Origin of the sequence: Hyphomonas neptunium ATCC 15444 (assembly GCF_000013025.1) — a bacterium.
GTDB classification, from domain to species: domain Bacteria; phylum Pseudomonadota; class Alphaproteobacteria; order Caulobacterales; family Hyphomonadaceae; genus Hyphomonas; species Hyphomonas neptunia.
Window position 1 is genome coordinate 3,662,824 of sequence record NC_008358.1, and the last position, 18,126, is coordinate 3,680,949.

The 18,126-nt window shown below is 62.3% G+C and carries 16 protein-coding genes; 5 read left to right on the forward strand and 11 right to left on the reverse strand.

Annotation, left to right across the window (positions count from 1 at the left end; genetic code table 11):
- Positions 1-52: 52 nt before the first annotated feature.
- The 7 genes from HNE_RS17440 to HNE_RS17470 all read right to left on the reverse strand — a co-directional run bounded on the left by HNE_RS17440 (position 53) and on the right by HNE_RS17470 (position 4,646).
- Positions 53-511 (reverse strand): DUF3617 domain-containing protein, encoded by a 459-nt coding sequence (locus HNE_RS17440; RefSeq protein WP_011648493.1) that lies wholly within the window; start codon positions 509-511, stop codon positions 53-55.
- A 78-nt stretch (positions 512-589) separates the two neighbouring features.
- Positions 590-1,399, reverse strand: coding sequence for a diaminopimelate epimerase (gene dapF, locus HNE_RS17445; protein WP_011648494.1), 810 nt, complete (start codon positions 1,397-1,399; stop codon positions 590-592).
- A gap of 54 nt (positions 1,400-1,453) precedes the next feature.
- Positions 1,454-1,870, reverse strand: coding sequence for a hypothetical protein (locus HNE_RS17450; protein WP_011648495.1), 417 nt, complete (start codon positions 1,868-1,870; stop codon positions 1,454-1,456).
- A 31-nt stretch (positions 1,871-1,901) separates the two neighbouring features.
- Complete coding sequence (locus HNE_RS17455) at positions 1,902-2,954, reverse strand: MaoC family dehydratase (RefSeq protein ID WP_011648496.1); 1,053 nt, start codon at positions 2,952-2,954, stop codon at positions 1,902-1,904.
- A 47-nt stretch (positions 2,955-3,001) separates the two neighbouring features.
- Positions 3,002-3,271, reverse strand: a complete 270-nt coding sequence (locus tag HNE_RS17460; protein ID WP_011648497.1) for a hypothetical protein — start codon at positions 3,269-3,271, stop codon at positions 3,002-3,004.
- An 85-nt stretch (positions 3,272-3,356) separates the two neighbouring features.
- Entirely contained in the window at positions 3,357-3,704 is a 348-nt protein-coding gene (locus tag HNE_RS17465; protein ID WP_011648498.1) for an ArsC/Spx/MgsR family protein, read from the reverse strand.
- A 63-nt stretch (positions 3,705-3,767) separates the two neighbouring features.
- The gene (locus tag HNE_RS17470) at positions 3,768-4,646 is read right to left on the reverse strand and encodes an HpcH/HpaI aldolase/citrate lyase family protein (RefSeq protein WP_011648499.1); all 879 of its coding nucleotides are present in this window, start codon (positions 4,644-4,646) and stop codon (positions 3,768-3,770) included.
- Between the two features lie 53 nt (positions 4,647-4,699).
- Here HNE_RS17470 and HNE_RS18265 point away from each other — a divergent pair, with 53 nt between their 5' ends.
- Positions 4,700-5,176 carry a GNAT family N-acetyltransferase gene (locus tag HNE_RS18265; protein WP_011648500.1) on the forward strand — a complete coding sequence of 159 codons (477 nt, stop codon included), beginning with the start codon at positions 4,700-4,702 and terminating at the stop codon, positions 5,174-5,176.
- Positions 5,169-6,302, forward strand: a complete 1,134-nt coding sequence (locus tag HNE_RS17480) for a serine hydrolase domain-containing protein (protein WP_011648501.1) — start codon at positions 5,169-5,171, stop codon at positions 6,300-6,302. Before HNE_RS18265 ends, HNE_RS17480 begins: the two co-directional genes overlap by 8 nt.
- Positions 6,303-6,420: 118 nt before the next feature.
- Here the strand turns inward: HNE_RS17480 and rarD are convergent, their stop codons facing one another.
- Both rarD and HNE_RS17490 read right to left on the reverse strand, forming a co-directional pair.
- A complete protein-coding gene (gene rarD / locus HNE_RS17485; protein ID WP_011648502.1) occupies positions 6,421-7,332 on the reverse strand; it encodes an EamA family transporter RarD in 912 nt (303 codons plus the stop codon).
- Positions 7,333-7,464: 132 nt separating this feature from the next.
- The gene (locus tag HNE_RS17490) at positions 7,465-9,939 is read right to left on the reverse strand and encodes a TonB-dependent receptor (RefSeq protein WP_233351951.1); all 2,475 of its coding nucleotides are present in this window, start codon (positions 9,937-9,939) and stop codon (positions 7,465-7,467) included.
- Positions 9,940-10,194: 255 nt separating this feature from the next.
- On the opposite strand from HNE_RS17490, the gene HNE_RS17495 reads away from it, so the two are divergent.
- The 3 genes from HNE_RS17495 to HNE_RS18800 all read left to right on the forward strand — a co-directional run bounded on the left by HNE_RS17495 (position 10,195) and on the right by HNE_RS18800 (position 13,156).
- A complete protein-coding gene (locus HNE_RS17495; RefSeq protein WP_011648504.1) occupies positions 10,195-11,739 on the forward strand; it encodes a tetratricopeptide repeat-containing sulfotransferase family protein in 1,545 nt (514 codons plus the stop codon).
- A 61-nt stretch (positions 11,740-11,800) separates the two neighbouring features.
- The gene (locus tag HNE_RS17500; protein ID WP_011648505.1) at positions 11,801-12,817 is read left to right on the forward strand and encodes an aldo/keto reductase; all 1,017 of its coding nucleotides are present in this window, start codon (positions 11,801-11,803) and stop codon (positions 12,815-12,817) included.
- A gap of 165 nt (positions 12,818-12,982) precedes the next feature.
- On the forward strand, positions 12,983-13,156 hold the full coding sequence (locus HNE_RS18800) for a hypothetical protein (RefSeq protein WP_156950308.1): 174 nt from the start codon (positions 12,983-12,985) through the stop codon (positions 13,154-13,156).
- 660 nt (positions 13,157-13,816) lie between these two features.
- Here HNE_RS18800 and HNE_RS17505 read toward each other — a convergent pair.
- Together HNE_RS17505 and HNE_RS17510 are read right to left on the reverse strand one after the other, a co-directional pair.
- On the reverse strand, positions 13,817-16,330 hold the full coding sequence (locus tag HNE_RS17505) for a DNA translocase FtsK (RefSeq protein ID WP_011648506.1): 2,514 nt from the start codon (positions 16,328-16,330) through the stop codon (positions 13,817-13,819).
- A gap of 215 nt (positions 16,331-16,545) precedes the next feature.
- Positions 16,546-17,907 carry an ammonium transporter gene (locus HNE_RS17510; RefSeq protein ID WP_011648507.1) on the reverse strand — a complete coding sequence of 454 codons (1,362 nt, stop codon included), beginning with the start codon at positions 17,905-17,907 and terminating at the stop codon, positions 16,546-16,548.
- Positions 17,908-18,126: the final 219 nt, after the last annotated feature.

The window sequence follows — 18,126 nt, forward strand, 5'->3', positions numbered from 1 at the left end:
CGATGAGACCCAATTGCAAGCGGATACGCCTGTTTTGCCTCAGCCGGACGCCTCAGCCCGGACCCTGGCAGGCGCCCGTGCGGTGGCCGATCATGATGATATGGCTCTGAAACTTGACCGGATCACCAGCCAGGCTGGCAAGTTCAAGATTGGCAGCGAAGCTGTCCCGGCCATGGTTGACCGTGAAGAAGGCCGAGCCCTCCAATTCAAGACCGTCAAAATCGCAGGACAGGCCGATGTCGAGCCCGAACGGATGAGAAACAGCGCCAGTTGAGACGCAACCTTCGAACATTTCGACCATGCTTTCATCAATCAGCACTTCTTCATCCAGCGACCAGCATTCATCGATCGCTGTATGCTCGGGCGGAAGGTCAATGGCTTCGCCATTGACCGAGGCATCGTAATACATGTCCTGAGTGACATACCACTGGCCCTTGTTGACGCTGATGGGCTGAGCCTCGGCGGCAGCGGTCATCAGCAGGGCCGGGATCAGAAGCAGGGGCAGGCGCATGAGACAGTCTCTCCGTAAGGCAGCAGCAAGACTGGCAGAGTGCGGCGATGCGCGGGTAGCGGCAACCCCCTGAAGGGGTCAGATTTCGGCCTCGAATTCCAGCTCTACCGGGCCGGTCATGTAGACATGATCGTCGCTTTCGCGCCAATCGATGGTGAGATCACCGCCATCGAGGATCATCCGTGCCTTGCGGCCGGTGAGCCCGGCGCGGGCGGCGCAGACCAAGGCCGCGCAGGCGCCTGTCCCGCAGGCCCTGGTGAGGCCGGCGGCGCGTTCCCAGACGCGCAGACGGATGGTTTCGCGGTCAATCACCTGGGCAAAACCGACATTCGTGCCCTTGGGAAACAGCGGGTGCCATTCCACCAGCGGGCCGATGGCCGGGATGTCATAGGCAGCAACATCCTTGACGAAGAACACCGCATGGGGATTGCCCATCGAGACCACAGCAGGCCGGGAGAGGATGGGGGCGTCTATCGGGCCGATTTTCACGTCCACGCCGCGTACATCCATTTTCTCTGACAGGGGAATGTCTTCCCAACCCATCTGCGGGGAGCCCATGTCCACGGTGATCAGCCCTTCGCCGGCGCGGGTTGCGCGCAGCATGTCGGCCTCTGTCTGGATTGTGACGCGGTCTTTGCCCGTCTCATCGAGCATCAGCAGGCCGACGCAGCGGGTGGCGTTGCCACAGGCAGAGACTTCCGAGCCATCGGAATTCCAGATGCGCATGAACACATCCTTGGTGGCGTCGCGCTCCATCGCAATCACCTGATCGGCTTTCAGGTCTGCAGCGATCTTGCGGATCTGCTCCGTCGTCGGCGTGAAGGCCGTCGAGCGCGCGTCGAATATGGCAAACGCGTTGCCTGCGCCGTTCATTTTCCAGAGCTTCATCTGCGGTTCTCTAATGCCTTTCCCCTCTCACGGGAAGCGAAAGGCCCCTGCCCCTTATTTCGGGACGCGGGCGGAAACAATCCAGCCCGCCGTCTGAATGCCCAATGCCCCAAGAAGAAGCAGTGGAATAAGCGAATGATTGAAGAGCATGCCGATGATTGCCGCCAGTATGCAGGCATAGTCCACCAGATCGCTGGACATGATCCAGCCGGCGGGCGCGCGGGCCCGGCGGATGTCGAGCAGGGTGACGTTGCGCCAGACGCGGCCCATATCCGGCGGGCCAAAGACGGGAAACAGCTGTTTTGGGTCCAGTATCCCCGTCATTTCGGAGAGATCCTGCAGACGCGCTTCGCCCATGGCCACCATCCGCTTGCGGCTGGAGGTGCCCAGCAAGCTGACAATGGCCGAGAGGATCACGCCCAGCGCAATCGCAAACTCGGTGAAGCCCGTATAAGGTGGATAGCCGCCCATCGGCTGAATATAGGGTGCCCGAGACCTTGCGCTAGCGGGCGCGTGGAATGGCAGCCCAATAGTCGAAGTCGAGCAGGACGCGCGGATCATGCTTGCCAGCCCCATCCTTGTGGATGAAGGCGCCAGGGTCAGCATCCTTCACCGCCACCAGCCTCAGGCGCAGGGCGCCGCAGGTGTCCGACAGCTCGGCCTTGGCGAGCACTTCGCTCCAGGCATAGATCGTGTCACCGGCAAAGAGCGGGTTCACATGCGTGCCCGCATTGATGGCGAGGATCTGGCCGGCATTTTCGAGGCCGTTGAAGGCCAGCGACCGGGCAATGGAGATGACCACGCCGCCATAGACGAGGCGTTTGCCGAAACGGCTGGCCTTCTGGCCATGGGCATCGAAATGGACTTTGGCGGTGTTTTGATAAAGCCGGGTGGCAATCTGGTGTTCGGCCTCCTCGACGGTCATGCCATCGACATGGCTGATCTTCTCGCCCACCTCATAATCCTCGAAGACATGGCGGCTGCCTGACTGGGCGAAGGGCCAGGCCTTCATTTCGGGGAAGCCCACAAGATCAGCGGGCGCGACAGCGGCAGGAAGCTCCGGCACAATGGCTTCAGGTGCGGGCGAAGCCTCGTCGCGCTTGTTGATCATCACCCAGCGGACATAGGAGATGACTTCCTCTCCGCGCTGGTTGACGCCCTTGGTGCGGACCCAGACCACGCCGGTCTTGCCGTTGGAGTTTTCTTTCACGCCGATCACTTCAGAGCTGGCGCGGAGTGTATCGCCCGGCTCGACCGGGCGCAGGACGCGGCCATCGGCGTAGCCGAGATTGGCGACAGCATTGAGGGAGATGTCCGGCACGGTCTTGCCGAAAACGATATGGAAAGCGTGCAGCGGATCGGCGCAGAGGCCGGGCAGGCCGGCGGCCTTGGCGAATTCGGCGGAGGAATACTGGGCGTAGCGATTACCGGTCAGCGCGCGGTAGAGGGCGATGTCGCCCTCGGTGACGGTTTGCGGCGTGGCGTGGATCAGCGTTTCGCCGGGTTTGAAATCCTCGAAGAAATTGCCGGGATTGGATTTCGTGCTGGTCGCCATGGGTCGCCTCATCTTTTGATGGGCGAGCCTTTAGCCGCTTCTGGCGGTTAACTCCAGAAGCGCTCAGGGACGCCCAGAACGGTTTCGGCGAACACCTGCAACTGGGGGCCTGCCGAAATCAAGGCGGCATTGAGCAGCGGAAGGCAGGCAAGGGCCACGGCGGCTGTGCCCAGCACGCCGGCCATCATCTGCTGGTCGCGCCGCTCGGGAAATTCCTCAAAGGCCCGGTTCCCCATGACAAGCCAGGGCAGCCCGAAGGCAGCAAAGGCCGAAAAGGCAAGGAGGAGACCGGCAGTTGAGAGGGCGATGAACAACATGGACGCTGTTATCGCCGATCAGGGCTGAGAAAGGCTCAAGCCGTTCGATCAAATTTTAACGAATCCGGCCCCGGTTGCCCTCAAATCACATGATTTCGAGCAGTTTCTCGTTCGGGCGGCCAAGCGCGGCCTTCTTGCCGTTGATGCCGATGGGGCGCTGGATGAGTTTCGGGTTGTCCGCCATGGCGGCATAAACCTCGGCGTCAGAGGCCGTCTCGGAGAGGCCAGCCGCAGCAGCATCCTTCTCGCGCAGGAAAGCGCGCGGAGATTTGGCGCCCATCTTCCTGGCGATGTCTTTCAACTCCTCACCGCTGAGGCGTTCGGCGGCGGTCATGTATTTGCGGATCTGCGGTTCAACGCCATTGGCCTTGAGCAGCTCGAGGCCTTTCTTGGACGAGCCGCAGCCGGGATTGTGGATGAGAATATAGGTCATGGTCGGGCCTCCTGAGGTTTCCTGAGACTGACTTAGGATGACCCGGCAGCATGTCGAGAGGCGTCAGGCAAGCGCCCGGATCGCCTCATCCATCTCTACCGTCCGCCGCGCTTCCTCTAGGTGGAGCAGCTCAGTCATCTTGCCGTTGACCTTCAGCACACCCTTCCCCGCATTGGCGGGGTCGGCGAAGGCTTCGATCACGGCTTTGGCCTGTTCCACATCATGATGGCTGGGCGCGAAAATGCGGTTGGCCTCTTCCAGCTGGGACGGGTGGATCAGCGTTTTGCCGTCAAAGCCGAGATCGCGGCCCTGCTCGCACTCATCGCGGAAGCCGTTTTCGTTCTTGATGTCATTGTAGACGCCATCAATCGCAACGAGGCCGTAGGCGCGGGCCGCTGCGATCGAGAGCTGGAGCGCGGTCTGGAAGGCGAGCCGGTCGGGGGTCATCCGGGCACGGTATTCCTTGGCCAGATCATTCGTGCCCATAACGAAGGTGGTGAGATGCGTTCCGATGGAAGCGGCAGCGATGTCCTTGATGTTGAGAATTGCCAGAGGCGTTTCAATCATCACCCAGAGGGCCATCGTATCGGAGGCGCCCGCTTCCTTCAGCAGGGTGCTGAGGCGCTCGATGTCGCGGTGGCCGGTGACCTTGGGCGCAAGGACGGCATGAGCGCCGGAGGTGGCGATGGCTTTGAGATCGTCATGGCCCCAGGGCGTGTCGAGACCGTTCATGCGGATGACGATTTCGCGCTTGCCATAGCCGCCGGCCTTCACCGCGGCGAGGATTGCCGCGCGGGCTTCTTCCTTGGCGTCCGGGGCAACGGCGTCTTCCAGATCCAGGATCAGCGTATCGGCGGGCAGATCGCGGGCCTTTTCCAGGGCGCGCGTGTTGGCGCCGGGCATGTAGAGGCAGGAGCGGCGGGGACGGTGCTGGGTGGACATGGCTGGGGTGACCCTTACATCTGAGGCGGTTTCAGAGGGGAGCGATGCAACGCATGGGCGGAGATGTCCAGATCAGACGGGCAAACCCGGCCGATTTCGCCGCGCTGGGCGAGGTGTTTCATGACGCCGTGCGCCATGGCGCGGACCTTTACTCCCCGGCGCAGCGGGCGGCGTGGTCCCCTGCCCCGCGCGCCGGGCGCGATTGGGATGACACGCTTTCGGGCCAGCATGTGTGGATGGCGGAAGAAAACGGCCAGGCGCTGGGCTTTCTGACGCTGAGGCCGGACGGATATATCGACCTTGCTTACATTCGCGCGGCGGCGCAGGGGCGCGGCCTGCTCGGCCGCCTGTATCGCGAGGCAGAAGACGGCGCGCGCCAGCTCGGCCTGACCCGGCTATGGACCGATGCGAGCCTGCATGCGAAGCCGCCTTTTGAAAGTGTTGGATTTGCCGTGACGCTGCCGGAAACGGTGATACGCAATGGCGAGGCCTTCAAACGGTTCCAGATGGAGAAACGGCTCAATGGCTGACGATACAGCGCCCATTTCCGGATACATCGCACCAGGCTTCGAGCCGGTGCGCGAGGCGTTCGAGGCCAACTTTGCGGGCGGCGAAGAACACGGCGCGACCTTTGCCTTGCGCATTGGCGGCGAGACCCTGGTGGATCTGCGCGGCGGCTGGGCCGACCGGGCCAAGGAGCGCGTCTGGGCAGAGGATACCGTTGTACCGATCTATTCGGCCTCCAAAGGCATCTCGGCCCTGGTGCTGGCGATGGCGGTGGAAGCCCTGCCCGCGGGTTATGAAACGCCGGTCGCCGATGTGTGGCCGGAATTTGCCGCTGAAGGCAAAGGCGAGGTGACAATCGGCCAGATGGTGAGCCATCAGGCGGGGCTGCCGGGCTTTGAAAAGGAAATTGATCCGGCGCTGTGGCTCGATCCGCCGGCCTGCGCGGCCGCGATTGCCGCCCTGGCCCCGATGTGGCCGCCGGGCAGCGCGCATGGCTATCATCCCCTGACCTGGGGCTATCTTGTGGGCGAAGTGGTGAACCGGATCACCGGGCGGACTGTGGGTGCGATCCTGAAGGAAGACATCTGCGGGCCCGCCGGCATCGACTTCCAGATTGGTCTGCCGGAGAAAGACGAGCCCCGCGTGGGCGACATGCTGCGGCCCAAGGCGCTGGCGCCGCTGGGCGAGATTACCCCGCCGCGCCGGGCGGCGTTTGTTTCCAAATGGTCCTCGCCTGACCGGGCGGGGCGCCCGTGGCGGGAAATCGAGATCCCGTCTGCCAACGGCCATGGCGCAGCGCTGGGCGTGGCGAGCCTTTATGAAGCCTATGCCCGTGGCGGCCAGATTGCCGGCGGCAAAACGCTTCTTCGCAGCGATACGCTCGACGCGCTGATCCGCCCGCGGGTGGATGGGCCGGACCTGGTGTTGCCGATGCATACGAAGTTTGGCGCGGGCATCATGATCAACAGCCATGGCAAGTTCGGGCCGAACCCGGAGACGCTTGGCCATTCCGGCTGGGGCGGGTCCATGGCGATTGCCGACCCGGCGCGGGAGCTTTCGGCAGCCTATGTGATGAACCGGCAATCGGCCTCACTGGTGGGCGACCCGCGCGCCGTGCGCCTTGTCGAAGCGGCCTATGGCTGCCTCTGATTGGAAACTGGCACGGTGATTGCAACGACAGATGCGGAAATTGGAAGGCTCCATTTCCGTCATGCACTTTACCTTTGCAGCGGCTTCCAGGCGGAGGCCGCTGTTTTCTTTGGTGGGCTCAGGCAGGCCGCGCCGTGCGCGCGAGGCGCCGGGCCTTGGCGTCGCCCATCAGGCTGTCAGCGGTGAAGACAATCAGCGCCGTCCAGATGAAGGCAAAGGCGATGGCATGGGTCATGCCGAAGCCTTCCTTGAAAACGAGTACTGCGATCAGGAACTGAATGGTGGGGCCGATATACTGCATCATCCCGATGGTGGAAAAGCGCAGGCGCTTTGTGGCCAGAGCGAAGAAAATAAGCGGCACCGCGGTGATCGGCCCGGCCGCCATCAGCATCAGGATGTCCCAGCCCCCTTCCCCCAGCCAGCGGCCGCCGGGCTGGGTGGTGGCAAACCAGACGAGCCAGCCAAGCGCCACCGGCGCCAGCAACACCACCTCCACCAGAAAGCCCGCGCGGCTGTCGATTGCCACTTTCTTGCGGATCACCGAATAGCTGGCGAAGGTGGCACACAGCGCCAGCGCCACCCATGGGATGTGCCCGAAAGCAAAGGCCATCACGCCGACGCCGATGGCGGCAATGCCGACGGCCACCCATTGGGCCGGGCGCAGCTTCTCCGAAAAGATCAGCATGCCGAACAGCACATTGACCAGCGGATTGATGTAATAGCCGAGCGAGGCCTCCATCGTGCGATCGGCATTCACCGCCCAGATATAGATCGTCCAGTTCGCGCCGATCAGCAGGCCCGACAGGGCCAGCCATTTCAGATTGCTGCCGGAGAAGGCGGCGCGCACATCTCTCCAGTTGGCCGCAATCGCGATGAAGATAATAGCTGTGGGCACCGACCAGAGGATGCGGTGGGCCAGCAGCTCCAGCGCGCCGGTATGCTGCATGGCGCGGATGTAAAGCGGCAGGCTCCCCCATACCAGATAGGAGATGACAGCAGCGGGAAAACCAAGGCGAAGGGCGGGGCTCATGGCGGCGTCCTATATGCTTGGCTGAAGCCGCGCGCCACCCGGAATTTGCGCCGCGCCATCTTCATCCCGGCAATGTGAAAAGGCCGCCCCTGCAAAGGGCGGCCTTGCCGGTTGGGCATTCTTCCCCAGGAGTTATTCGCCGAACTTGTAGCTTGCCCGGATGCCGATGGCGCGGGGCGCCCCGACATAGGTGTAGTAGGAGCGGGTATAGACCGGCCCGCCATCCACATCGGTGAGCACCTGATTAGTCAGCGCCGAGCTGACCACGCCGGTTTCATAATACTCATCCAGCAGGTTGTTGACGAACAGCGTCGCCTGCCATTTGCCTGCATCATAGACCGCCGAGACATTGGCGACGCCGTAGCTGTCGAGCGTCAGACCATTTCCGCGATCTCCCGTCCGGCTGAGAACATCACCCTGCCAGGCGTATCCGCCATTGAAGGTCAGCGTGCGGCCCGATGGCAGATCGTAGACATAGGAGCCAAAGAGCGAGAACTGGTCTTCCGGGGAGCCCGGCAACCGGTCTCCGTCCTGACCATCAAGCAGGACCGAGCCGAAACCTGGCGGAGAGATGGTGCCGACCAGACCTGGCGCGAGCGCAGTGAGCGAAGCTTCAGAATGGCTGTAGCTGCCGCGCAGGGAGAAGTCTTCCGAGACCAGCCAGTTACCGCTGACTTCTACCCCTTTGGACTCGGCGCCTTCGGCGTTCACCGTGATCGGGATGGACGCATTGATCGTGGCTGAGGTCAGCTGCGGATCGACCCATTCGACATAATAGACTGCGCCGTTCAGCGTTACGCGCCCGCCCGCGAGCGTCGACTTGAAGCCAAGTTCGTAGTTGGTCGTGGTATCGGGAAGATACTGGCTTTCATCCCGCGTCGATACATCACCCGGATTGGGACCGAATTGTTGTCCCGGCAGCAAGGCGCAGGCACCCTGCTGGTTGTCGTCGGGGTCATAAGCCGGGCAAACGCCTACGCCGTTCTGGTTCCCGATCCGGTAGCCTTCAGACAAGGTGAAGTAGCCGAGCAGGTCTTCCGTGAACTGATAGGACGTATTGAACTTGAAAAGCGTGCCCTCATCCGACTGGCTGGTGCGTTCGGTGCCATTCGGGCTGCCGGCCGCGAAATCAGACCGCAGACTGGATTCAAGCGAACTTACGCCGACCGGAAGGAAGCTCGGATCAAACAGCGGGAAATCGACATCGCTGAAGGATTCAAGATCATACTGATAATAGCGCCCGCCCACGGTGACCGACCATTTATCGGTGATGTCATAGCCGACCTCCCCGAAGAAGGCCGATTCCTCAAGCTTTGAAAAACCCTGCGAATAATATTCAAGGTCGTCGGGGCGATCAAATCCGGCAAAGTCTGCATAACCCGGTGTATACTCTGCCGAGTAACCGCCGCCTTCGAACTGGTTGTAGAACGCGCCGACAATCCAGCTGAGCGGACCTTCCGTGGTCGAAACAAGCCGCAGCTCCTGATTGATCCGGCTCTCCTGGCCCTTCTCATGAGTGAAAGCCGTAAAGGTCGGGAAGGCTTCGTAGCTGTATTCCAGTGTGATCAGCAGATCTGTCTGATCGCGCTGGCCATTGTCATTGTAACGCGAATATCCGGTGGCGGATGTAAGCTCGGCAAAGCCAAGGTCGGCGACGACTTCCAGCGCCAGAAGCTGGTTGGTGATCTCGTTTGGTTCCTCGACGCGTTTGCCGAGTTCATAATCCCCCGCCGGAACGGTTGAGCGCGCACTGGAGCCGCGGCGGCCGCCAATGTCGGACTGCTGAAGATAATAGGTCAGGGTCGTGTCGAGCCAGGGCAATGGCTCCCACAGCGCGGCCAGGCGGGCGGAAACCGTTTCTTCGCTGTCCGCATCGGTGATCCGGCGCAGGTTTGCCGCCACGTCTGCCGGATCGCTGAAATCCGGGTCCGGGTCGGACACACCTATCTCACGCACTACAAAGGGATAATCGATGAACCCCGAATCATTCTCGAAATCGATTGAACCGCGAATGGCAAAGTTTGGTGCCAGCGCCTTGTTGAAGGTGAGCCCCGCCTCATAGGAGAGCTCGTCCGCTTCGGAATATTGATAGGCTTCGGTGCGCACTTCCAGCGTATCGCCTGCAAAGTCCGGCTTCTTTGGAATGTAGCGGATAGCGCCGCCGAGCGTGCCGGCTCCATACAGCGTCCCTTGCGGCCCGAGCAGCACTTCGACACGCTCAAGGTCGTTAAGCTTCAGGTCGAGATAGACCGGCACCTCGCCGATATAGGTTGCAACCGTTCCGCCGCCATTATTGTTGCCGTCACCCGAGCCGAGACCATCGGCGTTCAGACCCCGAACAATCAGCGGGTTACCCTGACGGGCGCCGCGGTCGACGATATTGATACCGGGAACATAGGCCAGCACATCAGCCAGTTCTTCAAATCCCTGCTCCTCAATCTGCTGATCTCCCACGGCGGAGATATTCAGCGGAATATCCTGAACGCTTTCAGCGCGCCGGGTCGCCGTGACCGTTACGGCTTCGACGCGAAGCTCGCTCTCCACATCTTCTTGAGCCTGGGACGGCATCGCCAATCCCGTGACCATGACAGCAGCACTCGCTGTCATTAGCAGGTGTTTCCGGATCATCTTTGTACCTCTGATTTGTCGTTTTCTGTCCCCTCGACGTGACCAGAAACTGTGCGGGACGCGCCGGGAGCAAGTCTGGCTGCAGACACCGGTTTGATTTTTCGGAAGTGTGCAGCAAAGTGCGCCGTGATTGCCCAAAACTGATGCAGCCTCGGGAGACTGACCCTGCAGAAGACATTTTCCAGCACGAGTTTACCCGATCCCAGACTCGCGGAGGCTGCACGTCTGTTGCGAATGCGGGCGTATGCCGAAGCGCACGCGCTGTGTCTGGATGTGTTGAAGGACGCGCCCCGGACCGGAGAGGTCTACTATCTGCTTGGCCAGCTGACACTGGATCACAACAATATCGGCAAGGCAGAGGAATTGTTCTCCGTCGCCGCCAGGTTCGACCCCGGCCATGCCGGCGCGTTGGCCCAGCAGGCCCGCTGCCTGCTTGCGCTGAACCGGCGGGCCGATGCCGCGCAGGCCGCGCGCGCAGCCGCAGCTCTGGAACCAACCGATGCCTTCACCTGTGACACAATTGGCGTGGTGATGAGCCGGGCAGGTCTCCACACCGAAGCCCTGCCCTTTTATGCCGCCGCGACGGCTGCTGAGCCCGGCAATGCCGGATACCAGTATAATTATGGCGCCGCCTTGCAGTTTGCCGGCAGCATAGAGCCGGCGCGGCGGGCCTATCGGCAATGCGCTGCAGCTGACGCAAATGATACGCGCGGGTTGCCATCCCTTGTTCAGCTGACCCGTCAGACAGCGGAAGAGAATGAGATTGGCATCCTGGAGGCGATGTTCGCCAAGCATTCGGAGGACCCTGATGGCGCGCTGCGGATTGGGCATGCCCTTGCCAAGGCGCATGAGGACCTGAAGCAACCTGAAGAAGCGCTCCGCTGGCTTGCCCGCGCCAAGGCGCCCAAGCGTGGCCGTATACGTCATGATGCGGCCGCCGACGCGGCCTTGTTCAAAGCAGCGCAGCGCAGTGCGGAAAGACTTTCATTCGCGCCAGGCGCAGGGCGCAGTGGCCCGGTCTTTATTTGCGGCATGCCGCGCACGGGAACCACGCTGGTTGACCGTATTCTTTCCAGCCACAGCGCGCTGGTGCCTGCCGGAGAGCTGACCGACTTTGCGCTGTGTCTGAAACGGCTGGCACGGACGCCGTCCAATCTTGTGCTCGATCCCGAAACACTTGACGCGGCCAGCCGGGTGGATCTCTCCGCCCTCGGAGCAGACTATCTGGAGAGCGTGCGTGCGTCGCTCGGGCTTGAGGGCCGGTTCACCGACAAGATGCCGCTGAACATTCTGCTGGCGCCCGTCATTCTGGCAGCGCTGCCGGAAGCGCGGATCATCTGCCTTCGGCGCCATCCCGCCGATACGGTGCTTTCCAATTACCGGCAGATGTTTGCCACCAGTTTTTCCTACTACAACTATGCCTACACGCTGGAGGACACGGCGCGCTACTATGCCGGGTTTGACCGGCTCGTGCGCCACTATGAAAAAACCCTGCCGCCGGAGCGGTTTACGGTGGTCCATTATGAGCAGGTGGTGACCGATCTGGAGACGGAGACGCGCAGGCTGCTGGCATTCTGCGGTCTGCCGTTTGAAGAGGGCTGCCTGGCCTTTCACGAGAATACGGCGCCGGTGGCGACTGCGTCTTCCGCCCAGGTGCGCGAGCCGCTCTATACATCAGCTTTGGCCAGGTGGCGGCGGTATGAGGCCGGACTTGGGCCAGCGCTTGACATTCTTGAAGCCGAAGGCTGCCTTCCGCGGGGAGAACGTGAGGCCCGGTGACTGGCGCTTGGCGCGCGCGGCGTTAGGGTGGGCGCCGATAAACTCTAAGGGAGCCAACGCCATGCAACATCGCCGCCTCGGTAAAAGCGCCATCTATGTTTCCGACATCTGCATGGGAACCATGACCTTCGGAACCCAGACAGATGAAAAGGAAGCGTTCCGCATTCTCGATGCGAGCCTGGACGCAGGGATCAACTTTTTCGACACGGCCGAGAATTATCCCGTACCGCCGGACCTAAAATATGGCGGGCTGACAGAGGAAATCTTCGGGCGCTGGATGAAAACCAAGGACCGGGATTCGATTATCCTGGCCACCAAAGTGTGCGGGCCTTCGCATGGCTGGATCAAGGGATCGCAGCGGGCGGGCATGACGGCGCTGGACCGGCACAATATCCGCCGCGCCGTGGAGGCGAGCCTGACCCGGCTGCAGACGGACTATATCGATCTTTACCAGACCCATTGGCCTGACCACGGGACCGAGTTCGATGAGACGATGGAAGCCCTCGATGATCTTGTGCGCGAGGGATACGTTCGGATCGTGGGCTGCTCGAACGAGGACGCCTGGGGCCTGATGAAATCCATTGAGACGTCCAATCGTCTCGGAACGGTCCGTTATCAGACGATCCAGAATAACTTCTCGCTCAACAATCGCCGGTTCGAGGACGCGCTGGCGAAGATCTGTGACCGTGAGGGCGTGAGCCTGATCCCTTATTCCCCTCTGGGCGGCGGCGTGCTGTCGGGCAAGTATCAGAACGGCGCGTTTCCGGAAGGCGCCCGGTTCTCGGCCTATGCCAACAAGGGCGGACGCCATACGGCGATGGCGCAGCGCTTCGTCAACGAAAAGTCCCTCGCCGCAACGGCGCGCTATATGGAGATCGCCAAGGAAGCGGGCATGAGCCCGGTGACGCTGGCGACGGCCTGGTCAAAGCAGCACAGCTTTGTGGCCTCCACGATTGTCGGCGTTTCGAAGTTTGATCAGCTCGAAGAGATTCTGGCCGCAGGCGACCTGGTGCTTTCGGACGATGTGATGAAAGCGTGTGAGAAGGTTACGCGGGAAATTCTCTATCCGATGGGGTGAGAGGTTCGGCAAGCACCTCCGGCCTCCCCTGCCTTGGCGGGGGAGGTAATGAGGCTGTGTTTGAACGCGTTTAAGAGCTGTTGATCCCGGCCCAGGCCTCTGGCCGCGCGGCTTCATCGAGCCGGCAGACGAGCGGGTCGGTCCAGGGGGTAGACGGCGCAGGATGTGGCCGGGGACGGGCATGGGTATGAGCGTTTCGCCTTTGCGTTTGCGCAAGAGGCGGGCGAGGCGGAGGGCGTGTTTCTGCGGATCGGCCAGGACGGCGTTCAGGCGCCGGGCGGCCTCAAACATCAGAGCCCATTGGATGAACGGGGTGTCGGTGCCTTCGCTGGCGGATGAGCCTTTGGACGGGCGGATCAGTTCCGTGAGGCGGAACGGGGCTTCGCGAACACGTTGGAGTTTTTCAGAGTTACTCTTGGAGTTTTCTTTGGGAACTCCAACCGCGAGCGGCGGCAAGGCGAGGTCTGCGGCGAGGACGTGGATGTAGCGGCGCACCAGCGATGTGACGGCCACGAGTAGCGCGCGGGCGTCGCCGGCTATGGTACCGAAGAGTTCGGGGACGGCCTCGGGCAGGAGGGTCCGCAACGCGCCCAGCAGGGCGAAGATGCGGGTCCAGAGTTCCGGGCGGGGCATGTGATCGAACATGGCGCCAAGGATGATGGAGCGCGGAACTCCGGCGGATAAGTTCGTGTTCAAACTTCTCAGGTCGTCATCCCGGTTTGGCTGGACGCCTAGACCGGGAGCCAAGGGAGGGCTTGGTTTTGCTGGGCTTCCTGGGTCCCGGATATTTGCTGCGTAAATTCCGGGATGACACTTTGAGGGGGTGTGCGGTGGGGGATAGGGGCGGGCTTGTCCTCGCTGTTGCTGCCCTCACCTCCCATCGCTTTGCGATGGGCGCAGTTCACGAGCACCCGGCAAAAACCAGAATGGCCCCCGCCTCCTTCTACGGAAGGCCGGGGGCCGCCCTTGGGGGCCCACCATGGCTGGAGATATTGGAAGTTAAGCTGCGCTGGCCTTGCCGTTGCCGCCGCCGCCCGCGAGGACTTCGCGTTTGCCGGCATGGTTTGGCGCGGAGATGACGCCTTCTTCTTCGAGGCGGTCGATCAGACCGGCGGCCTTGTTATAGCCAACCTTCAGACGGCGCTGGAGATAGGAGGTGGAGGCACGCTGGTCGCGGACCACGATCTGGACGGCCTGGGAGAAGAGGCCTTCATCATCATCGCTGCCACCGCCGGTGCCGAGGATCGCGTCCATCACGGCCGAGCCTGTGGAGCCATCGTCAGGCGATTCCAGGATGTCCATCACATAGTCGGGCTCACCCTGCTCGCGCAGCCAGTCTGCCACGGCGCCGACATCTTCATCGGCCACGAAGGGACCATGCAGGCGCTGGGATTTCTTGCCGGGGGCCTGATAGAGAAGGTCGCCCATGCCGAGGAGCTGCTCAGCGCCCTGCTCGTTGAGGATGGTGCGGCTGTCGACCTTGTTGGTCACCATATAGGAGATCCGGGTCGGGAAGTTGGCCTTGATCGTGCCGGTGATGACGTCCACGGACGGACGCTGGGTGGCGGTGATCAGATGGATGCCCGCGGCGCGCGCCATCTGGGCGAGGCGCTGGACGCAGCTTTCCACTTCCTTGCCGGCGACCAGCATCAGGTCGGCCATCTCGTCGATCACGACGACGATATTGGGGATGTGGTCGACGGGCAGGATTTCAGTTTCATAGACCGGCTTGCCCCGATCATCGAACGCGGTCTGGACCTTGCGGGTCATCTCTTCACCGGCGGTGCGGTATTTCGCGGCTTTCTCGTTATAGCCGGCCAGGTTGCGAACGCCGGCTTTCGACATCAGCTCGTAGCGGCTTTCCATCTCGCGCACGGTCCATTTGAGCGCATTGACGGCTTTGTCGGCTTCGGTGACGACCGGGGCCAGAAGGTGGGGGATACCTTCGTATACGGAGAGTTCGAGCTTCTTGGGGTCGATCATGATGAAGCGGCACTGCTCGGGCGTATGCCGGTAGAGCAGCGACAGGATCATGGCGTTGACGCCGACCGATTTACCCGAACCGGTGGTACCGGCGATCAGCAGGTGAGGCATCTTGGCGAGGTCAACGACCGTGGGCACGCCGCCGATATCTTCGCCCAGCGCCATGGGCAGGCTGGCGCGGTTGCCGGAATAGGCGTCCGATTCCAGCAGCGAGCGGAGCCAGACGGTTTCGCGTTCATCATTGGGCAGCTCGATGCCGATGGCGTTCTTGCCGGGCACAACCGCGACGCGGGCCGAGACAGCGCTCATCGAGCGGGCGATGTCGTCTGCCAGGGAGATGACGCGGGAGGATTTCACGCCGGGGGCGGGCTCCATCTCGAACAGGGTGATGACCGGGCCGGGGCGCACTTCCTTGATGCGGCCACGGATGCCGAATTCCTTGAGGACTTCGGAGAGGCGGGCCGCCTTGGCGATGAGGGCATCCTCATCAATGATTTCGCGGCGCTCCTCGACTTCCTGGAGAAGGTCGATGGGCGGCAGGCGGGTGGCAGCGGCGCGGCGGCGGTCGGGCTGGGCGACCTTCGGAACCGAAGCGGAGCGAGGCGCCTGGGCAGGCTTGGAGAAGGTGAAGCGCGGCGGACGGGCGGTGTCTTCGTCTTCATCATTGGCGGCGGCGTAGCCGTCTTCTTCTTCCTCATCGTCCCAGCGCTCGTCGTCCTCGTTGCGCGCATAGTCTTCGTCTTCCTCGTCTTCGAGGTTACGCAGATAGCGCGAGGTGGGGACGTAATCGTCATCGGTCTTGATGATGAGGGTGCGCTCTTCCCGGTTTGCCGCAGGCGCGGCGCCGGCTTCATGGGCGAGGGCAGGCTCGCGGGTGACGAGCTTCTGACCGATGCGCAGGAGCATGCCCCCTGCCCCGCGGGCCTGAAGGGCTGCGTTGCGGCCACCGCGCGTGGCGGTTTCCTGGAGCAGCTGGGCATCGCGGCGGCCAAAGCCGAGGGCGGAGAGCGCCGTCCAGAGCGCAAGGGCGCCCATCAGGAAGCCGGCCCAGGCTTCTGGCGAAGGCAGCATCAGCACACGGAAAGGCAATACAGAGAGATTGAACAGGCCATCGCCCGCCATGCCCCCGAGACCGGCGCTGAGCGGCCAGGATTCCGGAACCGGCCAGGCTGCAAAACAGGCGGCCGACAGGGGAACAGAAGCAGCGCCCATGATCCAGCGGCGCACGCGCGGGCTGCCGACGAGCACAGCGCGCATCGCGCCGCCGATCATCAGGGCGAGACCGGCAATCCAGCCCGACCAGCCAAAGGTCTGGCGGGCAAGGTCTGAAAACACAGCGCCGGCAGAACCGAACAGGTTTTGAACTTCCGCGCCGGTGGCGGCATTCCAGCTGGGATCGGTGGGCGTATAGGAGCCGACAGCGCCGCACACGAATACGCCGGCGCCGAACGCGGCGGCGCCTGTCAGAATTCTCCAGACGGGGTCACTTACCGTGCGGAGTTCTGTGTCGCGGCTGGCGTAATCTGTCATCGGTGAGGACGCTCCGTTTTAGGCTCTGGTGCGGGCCTTCACCATGACCCCGTTAGGCTTAACGCCCTGCAAACGGACTGCGTGAAATTTGAAAGAATCTGCAACGCCGTCAGCGGTTTCGCGCCAGCGTGGAATGTGAAAAGCCCCGGCGGATCGCTCCGCCGGGGCCCATGGTCTGTGGATTTCTACTCTGATTAGCGGCTGATGGCAGCCAATTACCGGTTCGAGAATTCCGGGTAGGCTTCCAGGCCGAGTTCTGCCCGGTCGAGACCCATTTCCTCGTCTTCCTCGCTCGGGCGGACGCCGATCGTGAATTTGAGGGCGAACCAGATGATCGAGGAGATGATGACCACGAACACACCGGTCAGGGCCACACCGACAGCCTGGCCTGCATAGGAGGCGCCGCTGTTGGTGAGGGGGACGATCATCGTGCCCCAGATGCCGCAGATAAGGTGAGCCGGGATGGCGCCGACGACGTCATCGATCTTGAACTTGTCGAGGAGCGGAACCGAGACAACCACCAGGACACCGCCGACTGCGCCGATGAGGACCGACATGCCCATGGACGGGGCCAGCGGTTCAGCGGTGATCGAAACGAGGCCACCGATGGCACCGTTGAAGATCAGCGTTGCGTCGAGCTTGCCCTTGTAGAGGACGGCCGTGGTGACCATCGCTGCGAGGACACCGCCGACTGCGGCCATATTGGTGTTGGCGAAGATCTGCGAGACCGAGTTGATGTCAGCTGCGGTGCCGGCAGCAAGCTGCGAGGCGCCGTTGAAGCCGAACCAGCCGAACCACAGGATGAAGGTGCCAAGAGCCGCGAGCGGGATATTGGAGCCCGGCATCGGGTTGACCGTCTTGCCGGAATATTTGCCGCTGCGTGCGCCGATGATGATGGCACCTGTCAGGGCTGCCCAGCCGCCGGTCGAGTGAACCAGGGTCGAGCCGGCAAAGTCGGAGAAGCTCCAGACGCTGTCGAGATAGCCGCCGCCCCACTCCCAGCTGGCCACAACCGGATAGATGAATGCGGTGAGGACTGCGGTGAAGATAAGGAACGGCCAGATTTTGACGCGTTCTGCCACGGTGCCCGAGACAATCGAGGCTGCGGTGGCAACGAACACCATCTGGAAGAACCAGTCAGAGGCCGGCGCGTAGCCGCCATCGGACTCGACGGACAGATCGCCGCCGCTCCAGGGACCGAAATTGGTCGGCAGCAGACCGTTGAAGAGGGTCGCGTCACCCGGATAGGCAAGATTGTAGCCCGTGATCCAGAACATCAGGCCGGCAACGGAGAACAGGGTGACGTTCTTCATAGATTGCATTGCTGCGTTCTTGGAGCGCACCAGGCCTGCTTCCAGCATGCAGAAACCTGCCGCCATGAACATGACGATCAAGCCGCCGATGAGGAACAGGTAGCTGTTATCCACATAGGCGCTGGCGCTTCCGCCGACCGCTTCTTCCAGCGCTGCCAGACGTGTCGCCACATCGTCTTCCTGCGCAAATGCCATACCTGCTGTGAGCAGTGCCAGCGGCGCGAGTGTCGCCCCGCGGATCCATCGTCCAATCAATTGGCCCATTGGCCCCTCCTTACTTGCCTTGTCGTCACGCAGAGCCCGGTATTCCCCCAGCGCTCTCCCATGGCGATATGATTGCGCCTGCCCGGAAAAGTCGCACATGACGCAAAGGCGGCATCCGATTCAGGCTTGAGGTGGTCAGAAAGTGAGCACAGATGCGGCCAATCGCCCAAACGGGCGCCATCGCTAGACCCGCAGGCCTCTCGGAGCTACCTGAATTAC

Excerpts from the sequence above, each read along its gene's own strand:
- HNE_RS17500 (WP_011648505.1), top strand. The coding sequence starts at position 11,801 with ATGCAACATCGCCGCCTCGGTAAAAGCGCCATCTATGTTTCCGACATC.
- HNE_RS17490 (WP_233351951.1), bottom strand. The coding sequence starts at position 9,939 with ATGACAGCGAGTGCTGCTGTCATGGTCACGGGATTGGCGATGCCGTCC.
- HNE_RS17465 (WP_011648498.1), bottom strand. The coding sequence starts at position 3,704 with ATGACCTATATTCTCATCCACAATCCCGGCTGCGGCTCGTCCAAGAAA.
- HNE_RS17460 (WP_011648497.1), bottom strand. The coding sequence starts at position 3,271 with ATGTTGTTCATCGCCCTCTCAACTGCCGGTCTCCTCCTTGCCTTTTCG.
- HNE_RS18265 (WP_011648500.1), top strand. The coding sequence starts at position 4,700 with ATGGGCGGAGATGTCCAGATCAGACGGGCAAACCCGGCCGATTTCGCC.
- dapF (WP_011648494.1), bottom strand. The coding sequence starts at position 1,399 with ATGAAGCTCTGGAAAATGAACGGCGCAGGCAACGCGTTTGCCATATTC.
- HNE_RS17495 (WP_011648504.1), top strand. The coding sequence starts at position 10,195 with ATGCGGGCGTATGCCGAAGCGCACGCGCTGTGTCTGGATGTGTTGAAG.
- HNE_RS17450 (WP_011648495.1), bottom strand. The coding sequence starts at position 1,870 with ATGGGCGGCTATCCACCTTATACGGGCTTCACCGAGTTTGCGATTGCG.
- HNE_RS17455 (WP_011648496.1), bottom strand. The coding sequence starts at position 2,954 with ATGGCGACCAGCACGAAATCCAATCCCGGCAATTTCTTCGAGGATTTC.
- HNE_RS17510 (WP_011648507.1), bottom strand. The coding sequence starts at position 17,907 with ATGGGCCAATTGATTGGACGATGGATCCGCGGGGCGACACTCGCGCCG.
- HNE_RS17470 (WP_011648499.1), bottom strand. The coding sequence starts at position 4,646 with ATGTCCACCCAGCACCGTCCCCGCCGCTCCTGCCTCTACATGCCCGGC.
- HNE_RS17505 (WP_011648506.1), bottom strand. The coding sequence starts at position 16,330 with ATGACAGATTACGCCAGCCGCGACACAGAACTCCGCACGGTAAGTGAC.
- HNE_RS17440 (WP_011648493.1), bottom strand. The coding sequence starts at position 511 with ATGCGCCTGCCCCTGCTTCTGATCCCGGCCCTGCTGATGACCGCTGCC.
- rarD (WP_011648502.1), bottom strand. The coding sequence starts at position 7,332 with ATGAGCCCCGCCCTTCGCCTTGGTTTTCCCGCTGCTGTCATCTCCTAT.
- HNE_RS17480 (WP_011648501.1), top strand. The coding sequence starts at position 5,169 with ATGGCTGACGATACAGCGCCCATTTCCGGATACATCGCACCAGGCTTC.